The sequence below is a fragment of the Streptomyces sp. NPDC091271 genome (assembly GCF_044757505.1).
GTDB lineage: Bacteria > Actinomycetota > Actinomycetes > Streptomycetales > Streptomycetaceae > Streptomyces.
In genome coordinates, this window is record NZ_JBIVVD010000001.1 from 1,175,026 (window position 1) to 1,186,721 (window position 11,696).

An 11,696-nucleotide genomic window follows, 5' to 3' on the forward strand; every position below is an offset into this window, starting at 1 on the left:
GGTGGGCCGGACCATCAGCGGGTTTCAGCCACCCAGTGGTAGTGCAGCTCGGGCCGGCCGACCTGACCGTAGCTCGGCCGCCGCACGGCGCGGCCCACCGTCACCAGATGCTCCAGATAGCGGCGGGCGGTGATCCGGGAGATTCCCAGCTCTTCCGCGGCGGCCGCCGCGGTCACCCCCTCCGGCGCCTCCCGCAGGGCCCGCGTCACCGCGCCCAGCGTCGGGCCGCTCAGCCCCTTGGGCAGCGTGGCCGGGTCCGAGACCCGCAGCGCGCCCAGCGCCCGGTCCACCTCCTCCTGGCCGCTCGCCTCACCGGCCGCCGCACGGAACTCGGCGTACCGGACGAGCCGGTCCCGGAGCGTGGGATACGTGAACGGCTTCAGCACGTACTGCACGACACCGAGCGACACGCCTTCCCGCACCACCGCCAGATCGCGCGCCGACGTCACCGCGATGACATCCGCGCCGTGTCCCGCCGCCCGCAGCGAGCGCAGCAGCTGAAGACCGTGCCCGTCGGGCAGATAGAGATCGAGCAGCAGCAGGTCCACCTCCGTCCGGTCCAGCGCCCGGACGGCCTCGGCGCGGGAGTGGGCGACGGCGGCGACCTCGAAACCCGGCACCCGGCCCACGTACAGCTGATGGGCGTCCGCGGCCACCGGATCGTCCTCCACGACCAGCACCCGGATCACGGGGCCACCACCTCCGTCAGCGCCGTACGGCCGGCGAGCGGCAGCCGCACCGTGAACTCCGCGCCGCCGCCCTCCGCCCGGTCCAGCGCCACCGTCCCGCCGTTGCGGTGGACCGCCTGCCGGACGAGCGCCAGGCCCAGGCCCCGGCCCGTGCCGTGTGTCGTCCAGCCGCGCCGGAACACCTCGTCCGCGTCGTCCGGGCCGATCCCGGCGCCGGTGTCCGCCACCCGCAGCAGCAGCTCACCGGAGTCCGTCCGCGCGGTCACCGTGACCAGGGCCCGGGTCGCGGTGCGCTGCGCGGGGACGGGGCCGCCGGCGCCCGTCGCCGCCTCCGACGCGGCGTCCACCGCGTTGTCGATCAGATTGCCGAGGATCGTCACCAGATCCCGCGGCGCCAGTGAGCGCGGCAGAGCCCCGTCGTCGATCAGGCTGTCCTCTGCGAGCACCAGCTCCACACCACGCTCGTTGGCCTGCGCCGCCTTGCCGAGCAGCAGAGCGGCGAGCACCGGCTCGGCGACCGCGCCCACGACCCGGTCGGTGAGGACCTGCGCCAGCTCCAGCTCCGCCGTCGCGAAGTCCACCGCCTCCTCGACCCGGCCCAGCTCGATCAGCGACACCACGGTGTGCAGCCGGTTCGCCGCCTCGTGCGCCTGCGAGCGCAGCGCCTGGGTGAAGCCGCGCTCCGAGTCGAGCTCGCCCGACAGCGCCTGCAGCTCCGTGTGGTCCCGCAGCGTCACGACCGTCCCGCGCCGCTCGCCGCCGACCACCGGGCTGGTGTTGACGACGATCACCCGCTCCGCCGTCAGGTGGACCTCGTCCACCCGCGGCTCGGACGCCAGGAGCGCCCCGGTCAGTGGCACCGGCAGCGCCAGCTCGTCGACCCTGCGGCCGACCGATCCCGGCGCCAGCCCCAGCAGCTCGCGGCCCGCGTCGTTGATCAGGGCGACCCGGCGCTGCCCGTCCAGCATGAGCAGCCCCTCGCGCACCGCGTGCAGCGTGGCCTCGTGGTACGTGTGCATCCGGCTCAGCTCCCGGGCGTTCATCCCGTGCGTGTGCCGCCGCAGCCGGGCGTTGATCACGTACGTCCCGAGCGCGCCCAGCGCCAGGGCGGCCCCCGCAGCCGTCCCCAGGGCCCCGAGTTGCTCGCGCACCTGCGTGGAGACCCGCTCGACGGTGATGCCCGCGCTGACCAGGCCGACGATCCTGTCACCGTCCCGGACAGGCGTGACGACCCGTATCGAGGGCCCCAGCGTGCCGGTGTACGTCTCCTCGAACGTCTCGCCGAGCAGGGCGCGCTCGGTGTGCCCGATGAAGCGCCTGCCGATCTGGGTGGGGTCGGGGTGGGTCCAGCGGACCCCCTCCGGATCCATGATCGTGACGAACGCGATCCCGGTGTCCTCGCGGACCCGCTCCGCGTAGGGCTGGAGTACGGCGGACGGGTCGGGGGTACGGATGGCCTCCCGCACCGATGGCGATTCGGCCATGGCGAGGGCCGCTGCCCGCACCTGGCGGGCCGCGGTCTCCTCCGCCTGGGACCGGCCCGAGGCGTACGCGAAGAACGCGCACCCGGCCACGACCGCGGCCACGAGCAGGGCCTGCATCGCGAACAGCTGGCCGGCCAGGCTGCGGGGGAGGGTACGGGGCAGGCGCATGCCTCACAGTCTGCCTGGCGGGGACCGCGGGCCCAAGGTGGCCGATAAGCGTCCGTGAACGATATGAACGTAAGGGTGACGGCCGTCACAGGGGCGTGAATAGTCACCGGGGCCCCCAGGGACGGGGAGCCGCCGCACACCCGAGGAGACCCCCGTGGCAGAGAAAGCCGCACGACGGGACCGCACCCACTATCTCTACATCGCCGTGATCGCCGCCGTGGTGCTGGGCATCACGGTGGGCCTCGTGGTTCCCGATTTCGCCGTGGAGCTCAAGCCGATCGGCACAGGCTTCGTCAACCTCATCAAGATGATGATCTCGCCGATCATCTTCTGCACGATCGTGCTCGGGGTCGGCTCCGTACGGAAGGCCGCCAAGGTCGGCGCCGTCGGCGGTCTGGCCCTCGGGTACTTCCTGGTGATGTCGACCGTCGCCCTGGCCATCGGCCTGGTCGTCGGCAACCTCCTGGAGCCCGGGTCCAGCCTCCACCTCACCGAGGCGGCCCGCGCCGCGGGTGAGGCGCAGGCGGGTGAGAGCGAGTCCACCGTGGACTTCCTGCTCGGCATCATCCCCACGACCATGGTGTCGGCCTTCACCGAGGGTGAGGTCCTGCAGACCCTGCTCATCGCCCTGCTCGCGGGCTTCGCGCTGCAGGCCATGGGCTCGGCCGGCGAACCCGTCCTGCGGGGCATCGGCCACATCCAGCGCCTCGTCTTCCGCATCCTCGCCATGATCATGTGGGCGGCGCCGGTAGGCGCGTTCGGTGCGATGGCCGCGGTGGTCGGAGAGACCGGCGTCGACGCCCTGAAGTCCCTCGCGATCATCATGGTCGGCTTCTACGTCACCTGCGCGCTCTTCGTCTTCCTGATCCTGGGCGCGATCCTGCGCCTGGTCGCCGGGGTCAACATCTTCTCCCTGCTGAAGTACCTGGGCCGTGAGTTCCTGCTGATCCTCTCCACCTCCTCGTCCGAGTCGGCCCTGCCGCGGCTGATCGCGAAGATGGAGCACATGGGCGTCAGCAAGCCCGTCGTCGGTATCACCGTGCCGACCGGCTACTCGTTCAACCTCGACGGCACCGCGATCTACCTCACGATGGCCTCGCTCTTCATCGCCAACGCGACGGGCGACCCGCTGAGCATCGGTGAGCAGATCTCGCTGCTGGTCTTCATGGTGATCGCGTCGAAGGGCGCGGCGGGCGTCACCGGCGCCGGCCTGGCCACGCTCGCGGGCGGCCTCCAGTCGCACCGTCCCGAACTCGTCGACGGTGTCGGACTGATCGTCGGCATCGACCGCTTCATGAGCGAGGCCCGCGCCCTGACCAACTTCGCCGGCAACGCGGTGGCCACGGTGCTGGTCGGCACCTGGACCAAGGAGATCGACCGGGCCCGGGTGGACGAGGTCCTCTCCGGCGCCCTCCCGTTCGACGAGCAGACGATGACGGACGACGCCCACGGCGGCGAGCCGCACGTGCCGGACGCCCGGGACGGCGGCGAGGAGCAGCCCTCGCTCGCGAAGGTGTGACCGGCGGCTCGTGACGCACGGCCGGAGCGGCCGGTACGGGACCTCCCGTACCGGCCGCTTCCGTCTGCCCGGCCGGCGATGTCCCGTCTCGCATACGGTCGTCACTCACCCGCACCTGCCGACCGCTGGTGCGCCGGGGCGCCCGTACCTCGGCGCAGGCGCTTGCCTTGACGCCGACGTCAAGGCTTACCGTCGCGGTATGCGAATCGGGGAGCTGGCCGAACGCGCCGGAACGACGACACGGACGCTGCGGTACTACGAGTCACGGGGCCTGCTGCACGCACGCCGCGCGGAGAACGGCTACCGCACGTACGACCAGAGCGACCTGCGGCTGATCCAGCAGATCCGGACCCTCCAGGACTTCGGGTTCGACCTGGAGGAGACCCGTCCCTTCGTCGACTGCCTGCGCGCAGGCCACCCGGCGGGCGACGCCTGCCCGGCCTCGCTGGCCGTCTACCGGCGCAAGCTCGGCGAGCTGGACGCGCTCATCGGCCAGCTCCGGTCGGTCCGTACGGAGGTGGGCGCACAGCTGGCCCGCGCCGAACTGGAGGCGTCCGCCGAGGTGCCGGGCGGCCCCGAACCACGATGTGAACTCAACTGGGAGGACAACAGATGATCCACGCGGAAGGTGTCGCCGAGGTGACCGACACGACGTTCGACACGGAGGTCCTGGGAGCCGGCCTGCCGGTCCTGGTCGAATTCACCGCCGACTGGTGCGGGCCCTGCCGCCAGCTCGCCCCGGTACTCAGCGCGATCGCACGGGAGGAGGCCGGCCGGGTCAAGGTCGTCCAGCTCGACGTGGACCACAACCCGGGTGTCACCAGCCGCTACGCGGTGCTGTCGATGCCGACGCTGATGGTCTTCCAGGACGGCGAACCGGTGAAGTCGATGGTGGGCGCCCGCCCGAAGCGCCGCCTGCTCCAGGAGCTGGAGGACGTGCTCCCAGCGGCGGTGTGACGCCGGTCCCGCCGCAGGCGGGGGGCGGTCGATGGGGAGTTACGGACACTCCAGGGCGCTGTTTGTCCCGTTTCCGCTGTCCGTAAATCCCCAACGACCGGCCAGGGAGGGGAGGGGAGGGCTCAGGCGGCCGTCCAGCCTCCGTCCACGGCCAGTGCCGAGCCTGTGGCGAAGGAGGCGCGGTCGCTGCACAGCCACAGGGCCGCCTGGGCGATCTCGACGGGGTTCGCCATGCGCTTCTGCATCTGGCGGGCGACGAAAGCCGTCCCCAACTCGGGATAGGCCTCGACCGCCTGGTCGATCATCTCCGTCCGGGTCGTGCCCACGACGAGCGTGTTGATGCGGATGCCGTGTGCCGCGTACTCCGCAGCCGCGGCCCTGGTCATGCCGAGCACCGCGTGTTTCGCGGCGACGTAGGGCACGGGTGCCCCGGTCGCCCCCACGGCTGCGGTGCTGGACGTGTTGACGATCGCGCCCTGCCCCGCTTCGAGCATCACCGGGATCTGGGAACGCAGGCAGTTCCAGGTGCCGTTGACGTTGACGGCCATCGAGCGGTCGAAGACCGTCTGGTCGAGCTCATGCATCGGGGACAGGTCGTCACCGGCGAAGCCCGCGTTGTTGAAGGCCGCGTCCAGGGAGCCGAAGTGCTCGCAGGCGGCGTCCACGGCGCGCTGTACGTCCTGGGCGATCGAGACATCGCCGGCGCTGATCGCGGCGCGTCCGCCCGAGTCGTCTATCTCCAGGGCCAGTTGCTTCAACACGTCCTCGCGGCGGGCCATCAGGAGAACCGCCGCCCCCTCGGCGGCGAAGAGACGAGCGGCGGCTTCCCCGATACCGCTCGACGCGCCCGTGATCATGACGGTCTTGCCGGCCAGCATTCCATTCGTGTCACTCATGCGGCGAGTAAATCGCCCCGCCCCGGCCACGGGCCACACCCGAACCGGCCCGGTGACGCCCGCGCACCGGGCGAGGCCACGGCCCCGGGGAGAGGCCCCGGACCGCATGCGGCCCCGAAAGCCCAGGTCGCGGGCGGCCCGCACGTCCGTGACCTCACTCCGACCGACCGGATCGGACCGTGGCCGGATCCCGCGCCTGGGCGATCCAGCAGGCGACCTCGGACTCGCCGGCGCGCTGAAGGACCGGCTCGTCGGTCCGGCAGCGGTCGACGGCGAGCGGGCAGCGGGGGTGGAAGCGGCAGCCGGGCGGGGGGCTGCCCGGGTCCGGGACCTCGCCCGTCAGCGCCCGAGGCCGGGCGCCGGTGCCGTCCGGTACCGGTACGGCGGCCAACAGGGCCTGTGTGTACGGGTGCTGCGGCGCGTTGAAGATCTGCTCGACGGTGCCCGTCTCGACGACGCGGCCCAGGTACATGACGACCACCCGGTCCGCGAGCGCGCCGACCACCGCCAGGTCGTGCGAGATGAACGCGAGGGCGATGCCCTCCTCGCGCGACAGGTCCCGCAGCAGATTCGCCACCGCCGCCTGCGCGGAGGCGTCGAGGGCCGACACCGGCTCGTCCGCGACGATCATCTTCGGGCGGGAGGCGAGCGCCCTGGCGATGGCCGCCCGCTGCCGCTGCCCGCCGGAGAACTCGTGCGGATACTTCTCCGCCGCTCCGTCCGGAAGGCCGACCCGGCGCAGCGCCTCGACGGCCTCGCGCGCGGTCTCCGGATCGCGGCGCCCGCGCCTGGCGCCCAGTGCGCGCTCGCGGGCGACCACGACCTCCTGGATCTGCGCGCCGATGGTGCGCCGCGGGTTGAGTGAGGCGTTCGGGTCCTGGAAGACCATCTGCAGCGGCAGCAGGCCGGGGGCGCGGCGTCGCCGCCCCACGGCGCCGACCGGTGTGCCGTCGAAGGTGACCGAGCCGGCGTGCGCGGGGGCGAGCCCGGTGACGGCGCGAGCCAGGGTGGACTTGCCGCAGCCGGACTCACCGACGATGCCGACGATCTCACCAGGGGCGACCTCCAGACCGACCCCGGCCAGGGCGCGCATCGGGGGCAGCCCCTTGCGGGGGTACTCGACGACCACGTCCTCGACGCGGAGCAGTGGTGCGACCGGGTGGCCGGCGTTCACGGTCATGCCTTCCTCCTGGCGGGGGCATCGGCCGCGGGGACGGGGCCGGGGGGCGACGGGGTGTCGGTGGGACGGACGGCACCGGGCTCGGCCAGCACGCAGGCGACCGTACGGGCAGGGCCGATGCTGACCGGTACGGGGCGCGTGCGGTCGCAGCCGTCGACGGCCGACGAGCAGCGCGGGTGGAACGGGCAGCCGGGTACGGGTGCGTCGGCGGCCGGGGCCGAACCGGGGATGGGGCGCAGCGGCACGGCGTGCCCGACGGCGGAGCGCTCGCCGAGCGACGCGTGCGGCAGCGCCTGCAACAGGCCACGCGTGTACGGGTGCTGAGGGGAGCCGATGACCTCGCCGACGGTGCCGGTCTCGATGACCCGGCCGGAGTAGAAGACGGCGATCCGGTCCGCTGTCGAGGACAGGACGCCGAGGTCGTGGGTGACCAGGACGACGGCCATGCCCGTCTCGCGCCGCAGCTCGTCGAGGAGTTCGACGATCCCGGCCTGGACGGTGACGTCGAGGGCAGTGGTCGGCTCGTCGGCGATGAGCAGACGCGGACCGCAGGCCAGGGCGGAGGCGATGGCGATGCGCTGGCGCATGCCCCCGGAGAACTGGTGCGGATAGCGGGCGGCGGCCGAGGCCCCGCCGGGGATGCGCACCAGGTCGAGCAGCTCGACGGCGCGGGCCGCCGCCTGCTTGCGGCTGACGCCCTGGTGACGGCGGACGTGATCGGTGATCTGCCGCCCCACGGTGAGCATCGGGTGCAGGGCGGAGGACGGGTCCTGGAAGACGACCGCGATGTCCCGGCCGCGCACCTGCCCCCACTCCTTGTCGGGGAGCCCGACCAGCTCGCGCCCGTCGAAGCGGACCGAGCCGGTGACCCTGGCGTGTTCCGGGCCGAGGCCGACCAGGGTCATGCCCGTCACCGTCTTGCCGCTCCCGGACTCCCCGGCGATCCCGAGGATCTCCCCGGGGCGGACGGCGAGACCGACACCGTCGACGAGCCGGATGTCCCGTCCGGCCCGGGGCAGGGTGACCGTCAGGTCCCGTACGTCGAGGAGAGGCTCGACGGCCGTGACGGAACCAGTCGTACCGGTACGTGCTGTGCCCGTACCCGCGCGGGAGTCCAGCGGGGTGCGCGCGCCGAGGGTGTTGTCCCCACTCATCATCGTTCTCCAGCGGTCGAGAGCTTGGGGTCGAGCCGGTCGCGCAGGGCGTCGCCCAGGACGTTGAAGGCGACCACGACCGTGACGATGGCGAGGCCGGGAACGACCGCGAGCCACCACTGGTTGAAGTACTGCGAGGCCTCGGAGATCATCGATCCCCATTCGGCGGCCGGCGGCCTGGCACCGAGCCCCAGGAAGGACAGCCCGGCGAGCAGCAGGATGGCGCCGCCGACGTCCAGCATGGCGAGGACGAGCAGCGAGCCGGCGACGCCGGGCACCAGGTCCACGAGGATCGAGCGGACCGAACCGACCCCCGCGAGCCGGTTGGCGTGCACGAAGTCCGACTCGCGCAGCGAGAGCACGGTGGAGCGCACGGTGCGCGCGTACCCCGGCCACCAGACGAGAGCGCCCGCGAGGACGGAGTTGGGCAGGGACGGGCCGAGCGAGGCAGCCACGGCCATCGCCAGGATGATCACCGGGAAGGCGAAGACGACATCGGTGATCCGCATCAGGACCTCGTCGACCCAGCCGCCGAAGAAGCCCGCGACAAGACCGACGACCGTGCCGATCACTGCGGTCGCGGTGATGAGCAGCAGCCCGACCGGGACGGAGAGCCGGGCGCCGTACAGGACGCGGGAGAGTACGTCCCGCCCGGCCGGGTCGGTGCCGAGCCAGTGCGCGGACGACACGCCTTCGAGGGGCACCGCGCTCTGGTCGAGGGGGTCGTACGGCGCCAGTACGGGGGCGAGGAGAATGACGATCAGCCACAGGAGCAGCACGCCGACGGCGACGCCCTGGGCGGGGTTGCGGCGTGCCCAGCGCCAGGCGCCGGCCACCCGTCCCGCGTGGAGACCCGGCGCGGTGACCGGGGTGAGGGTGGCGGTCATGACAGGCGGATCCTCGGGTCGAAGGCGGCGTACAGCAGGTCGGCGACCAGGTTGACCACGACGAAGACCAGGGCGATGAGGATGGATACGCCCATCACGGCGGGCAGGTCGAGGTTGGTCGAGCTGCGGAAGGCGTACTGGCCGATGCCGTTCCAGGAGAACTGCTGCTCGATGTAGACGGTCGCGGCGAGCAGCAGGCTGAAGGAGAGGGTGGTGGCGGTGATCAGCTGGCCGGACGCCGAGCGCACCGCGTACCCCCACAGGACGCCGCGTGCGCGAAGTCCCTTGGCGCGCCCCGCCTTCACGAAGTCGGAGGAGAGCGCTTCGAGTACGGCGCTGCGGGTGAAGCGCAGCACCATGCCGATGACGGACAGGGCGAGGACCGATGCCGGCAGGACGAGATGGGCGGCCGCCGAGGCGAAGGCGCCCAGGTCGCCGGCCAGGAGCGCGTCGGCCGTGTAGAAGCCGGTGATCCGGGCCGGTGGATCGAGGGCCGGGGCGAGCCGTCCGGAACCGGGCAGGATGCCGAGGTTCTTGACGAACAGCACGGCGGCGACCATGCCGATCCAGAAGGTCGGCAGGGAGACCCCGGTGAGCGACAGGGTGCGGGAGGTCCGGTCGAGGCGGCCGCCGCGCCCCTTCGCGGCGAGTACGCCGAACAGCACGCCGATGACGATGGCCATCACGGTGGCGACGACGACCAGTTCGAGGGTGGCGGGCAGCTTCTCGGCGAGGTCGTCGAGGACCGGGCGCTGCGTCTGCTGCGAGGTACCCAGGTCTCCGGTGAGCAGATTGCCGAGATAGGAGGCGTACTGCACGGGCAGCGACCGGTCGAGTCCCTGGTCGGCGCGGTAGCGGGCGACGATCTCGGGGTCGTCGAGGGCGCGCTGGCCGAGGTTGGCGGTGGCCGGATCCGCCGGGACGACGGAGCTGAGGAGGAAGGTCACCAGGGTGACGCCGAAGACGATCAGCACCGAGGACGCGACGCGGCGCAGTGCGTACGCCAGCAGGGGCGGCATCCTCCGGCGGCCACGGCGAGCGTTCCCGGCGGGGGCCGGTGGGCCCGCCGGTGCGGGGGCCGGCCCGGCGAGGGCGGTGCCGGCGGCGGTGCCGGTGGTGTCGGTCATGGGTCACCCCTCCGAGCGGCCGAGCGCGGCCAGATCGAGGTAGTAGAGCGGGTTGCGGACGAGTCCGGTGACCTCGGACGAGGCGACGGTGACGAAGTTCGGCTCCAGCAGCGGGACGAAGGGGCCGTCCTCGTTCATCGCCCGGTTCCACGCCGTGTAGGCGGTGAGCCGGTCCTGCTCGTCGACCGAGCCGTATGCCTTCTCCGTGAGGGCGGCGAGCCCGGGAGCGGCCTTCGCGGGCCAGTGCACCCGCTTGGAGAGGAAGTCGCCGGGCGCGAAGCCGAGGACGTTCTGCGGGTCGAGGTAGTCGGGCGGATAGGACCACAGGGCGAGCTGCGTCTTGCCGTCCACATACCGCTGCAGGGAGGTCGACGTCGGCGAGGGGCGGAGCGTGACGGTGATCCCGATCTTCCCCAGGTCGCTCTGGATGCGCTGGGCCATGACGCCGTAGTCGAGGCCGGCCAGCCGGTGGTAGTCACTGGCGTAGTCGAGGGTCAGCTCGATCTTCTTCAGGCCCTGTTCCTTCTTGGCCTTCTCGACGAGCGCGCGGGCCGCGCGGGAGTCGTGGGCGGCGGCGTCCGCCTTGCCGAGACCCCCGGTGAACACGGTCGGCAGGATGCCGGTGGCCTGGGTGGAGCCGGGCCCGGCGACCTCGACGAGGCCCTCGTAGTCGATGCCGAGCCGGATGGCCTTCCGTACGTCGTCGGAGGCGGTGGGGAGGTTCTTCGCGCGGCTGACCGCGAGATAGAGCACCTCTGCCGCCCGGCTGTTGTCGACGGCGAGGTCGGCGCCGTGCAGGCCCTTGGTCTGCAGCGCCGAGATGTCGAGGGCGATCTGCGAGTCACCGGACTGCACCCCGAGCAGCTGCTGCTGTGCGGACGGCACGTTCCGGATGATCACCCGGGGGTAGGCCGGGGCGTCACCGGCGTACTCCGGGTTGGCCTCCAGGACGATCTGCGAGGAGTTGCTGTAACTCTTCAGCCGGTACGCCCCGGAGCCCGCGGACGCCGTGTTCAGCCAGGTCTCGGCCTTGTCCTCGGTGACCGCGTTCTTCGCGTCGGTGCCGCCGTGCGCGCGGACCGCGTCGGCGTTGAGCACCCCGAACTGCGGGGTGACGAGCATGGCGGGCACATCGGCGCGGGGGGTCTCTGTGGTCAGGACGACGGTCCGCGCGTCCTCGGCCTCGACGGTGATCCCGGCCATCAGGTAGGCGGGGCTGGCGTCGACGTGACGCAGCCGGTCGAAGGAGAAGACGACGTCGCTCGCCTCCACGGGGGTGCCGTCGGAGAAGCGGGCGTCCTCCCGGAGGGTGAACGTCCAGGACTGCCCGTCCCCGGAGTTGGACCAGGACGCGGCCAGGCCGGGCACGGGGGTACGGAGGTCGTCTCCCCGGTAGGTGGTCAGCGTCTCGTACAGCGCGTGGTCGACGAGGTAGTCGGTGGGCTGGTAGACGCGGGCCGGGTCGATGGACTTGGCGTTGAACGCCGTGTCGACGACGAGGGTGTGGCGCGCGGCTTCGACGGACACACCTGCGGTCGCGCAGGAGGAGAGCGAGGCGGTCAGGGCGGCGGCCAGCGCGAGGGCGGCGAAAGTGCGCCGGTGTGGCCGGGGTGCGAGGGGACGGTGGGGCATCGG

At 72.4% G+C, this 11,696-nt stretch carries 11 protein-coding genes; 3 read left to right on the forward strand and 8 right to left on the reverse strand.

What is annotated here, in order from left to right:
* Positions 1-14: 14 nt before the first annotated feature.
* Together ACIQM3_RS05685 and ACIQM3_RS05690 are read right to left on the reverse strand one after the other, a co-directional pair.
* Positions 15-689 carry a response regulator gene (locus ACIQM3_RS05685; RefSeq protein ID WP_401619162.1) on the reverse strand — a complete coding sequence of 225 codons (675 nt, stop codon included), beginning with the start codon at positions 687-689 and terminating at the stop codon, positions 15-17.
* The gene (locus tag ACIQM3_RS05690) at positions 686-2,341 is read right to left on the reverse strand and encodes an ATP-binding protein (protein ID WP_401619165.1); all 1,656 of its coding nucleotides are present in this window, start codon (positions 2,339-2,341) and stop codon (positions 686-688) included. Before ACIQM3_RS05690 ends, ACIQM3_RS05685 begins: the two co-directional genes overlap by 4 nt.
* 154 nt (positions 2,342-2,495) lie before the next feature.
* On the opposite strand from ACIQM3_RS05690, the gene ACIQM3_RS05695 reads away from it, so the two are divergent.
* The 3 genes from ACIQM3_RS05695 to trxA all read left to right on the forward strand — a co-directional run bounded on the left by ACIQM3_RS05695 (position 2,496) and on the right by trxA (position 4,817).
* On the forward strand, positions 2,496-3,860 hold the full coding sequence (locus tag ACIQM3_RS05695) for a cation:dicarboxylate symporter family transporter (RefSeq protein ID WP_401619168.1): 1,365 nt from the start codon (positions 2,496-2,498) through the stop codon (positions 3,858-3,860).
* Between the two features lie 199 nt (positions 3,861-4,059).
* On the forward strand, positions 4,060-4,476 hold the full coding sequence (locus ACIQM3_RS05700; RefSeq protein ID WP_401619171.1) for a MerR family transcriptional regulator: 417 nt from the start codon (positions 4,060-4,062) through the stop codon (positions 4,474-4,476).
* Entirely contained in the window at positions 4,473-4,817 is a 345-nt protein-coding gene (trxA, locus tag ACIQM3_RS05705; RefSeq protein WP_393760983.1) for a thioredoxin, read from the forward strand. Before ACIQM3_RS05700 ends, trxA begins: the two co-directional genes overlap by 4 nt.
* 122 nt (positions 4,818-4,939) lie before the next feature.
* Here the strand turns inward: trxA and ACIQM3_RS05710 are convergent, their stop codons facing one another.
* The 6 genes from ACIQM3_RS05710 to ACIQM3_RS05735 form a co-directional block, all read right to left on the reverse strand.
* The gene (locus ACIQM3_RS05710) at positions 4,940-5,713 is read right to left on the reverse strand and encodes an SDR family NAD(P)-dependent oxidoreductase (RefSeq protein ID WP_401619175.1); all 774 of its coding nucleotides are present in this window, start codon (positions 5,711-5,713) and stop codon (positions 4,940-4,942) included.
* Between the two features lie 154 nt (positions 5,714-5,867).
* The gene (locus ACIQM3_RS05715; RefSeq protein ID WP_401619178.1) at positions 5,868-6,893 is read right to left on the reverse strand and encodes an ABC transporter ATP-binding protein; all 1,026 of its coding nucleotides are present in this window, start codon (positions 6,891-6,893) and stop codon (positions 5,868-5,870) included.
* Positions 6,890-8,047, reverse strand: a complete 1,158-nt coding sequence (locus ACIQM3_RS05720) for an ABC transporter ATP-binding protein (protein ID WP_401619180.1) — start codon at positions 8,045-8,047, stop codon at positions 6,890-6,892. The genes ACIQM3_RS05715 and ACIQM3_RS05720 overlap by 4 nt, the downstream gene beginning before the upstream one ends.
* Positions 8,047-8,934 carry an ABC transporter permease gene (locus ACIQM3_RS05725; RefSeq protein WP_401619183.1) on the reverse strand — a complete coding sequence of 296 codons (888 nt, stop codon included), beginning with the start codon at positions 8,932-8,934 and terminating at the stop codon, positions 8,047-8,049. Before ACIQM3_RS05725 ends, ACIQM3_RS05720 begins: the two co-directional genes overlap by 1 nt.
* Positions 8,931-10,061 carry an ABC transporter permease gene (locus ACIQM3_RS05730; protein ID WP_401619186.1) on the reverse strand — a complete coding sequence of 377 codons (1,131 nt, stop codon included), beginning with the start codon at positions 10,059-10,061 and terminating at the stop codon, positions 8,931-8,933. Before ACIQM3_RS05730 ends, ACIQM3_RS05725 begins: the two co-directional genes overlap by 4 nt.
* A gap of 3 nt (positions 10,062-10,064) precedes the next feature.
* Complete coding sequence (locus ACIQM3_RS05735; protein WP_401619188.1) at positions 10,065-11,693, reverse strand: ABC transporter substrate-binding protein; 1,629 nt, start codon at positions 11,691-11,693, stop codon at positions 10,065-10,067.
* Positions 11,694-11,696 lie beyond the last annotated feature (3 nt).

Excerpts from the sequence above, each read along its gene's own strand:
- ACIQM3_RS05690 (WP_401619165.1), bottom strand. The coding sequence starts at position 2,341 with ATGCGCCTGCCCCGTACCCTCCCCCGCAGCCTGGCCGGCCAGCTGTTC.
- ACIQM3_RS05700 (WP_401619171.1), top strand. The coding sequence starts at position 4,060 with ATGCGAATCGGGGAGCTGGCCGAACGCGCCGGAACGACGACACGGACG.
- trxA (WP_393760983.1), top strand. The coding sequence starts at position 4,473 with ATGATCCACGCGGAAGGTGTCGCCGAGGTGACCGACACGACGTTCGAC.
- ACIQM3_RS05710 (WP_401619175.1), bottom strand. The coding sequence starts at position 5,713 with ATGAGTGACACGAATGGAATGCTGGCCGGCAAGACCGTCATGATCACG.
- ACIQM3_RS05715 (WP_401619178.1), bottom strand. The coding sequence starts at position 6,893 with ATGACCGTGAACGCCGGCCACCCGGTCGCACCACTGCTCCGCGTCGAG.
- ACIQM3_RS05720 (WP_401619180.1), bottom strand. The coding sequence starts at position 8,047 with ATGAGTGGGGACAACACCCTCGGCGCGCGCACCCCGCTGGACTCCCGC.
- ACIQM3_RS05725 (WP_401619183.1), bottom strand. The coding sequence starts at position 8,934 with ATGACCGCCACCCTCACCCCGGTCACCGCGCCGGGTCTCCACGCGGGA.
- ACIQM3_RS05730 (WP_401619186.1), bottom strand. The coding sequence starts at position 10,061 with ATGACCGACACCACCGGCACCGCCGCCGGCACCGCCCTCGCCGGGCCG.
- ACIQM3_RS05735 (WP_401619188.1), bottom strand. The coding sequence starts at position 11,693 with ATGCCCCACCGTCCCCTCGCACCCCGGCCACACCGGCGCACTTTCGCC.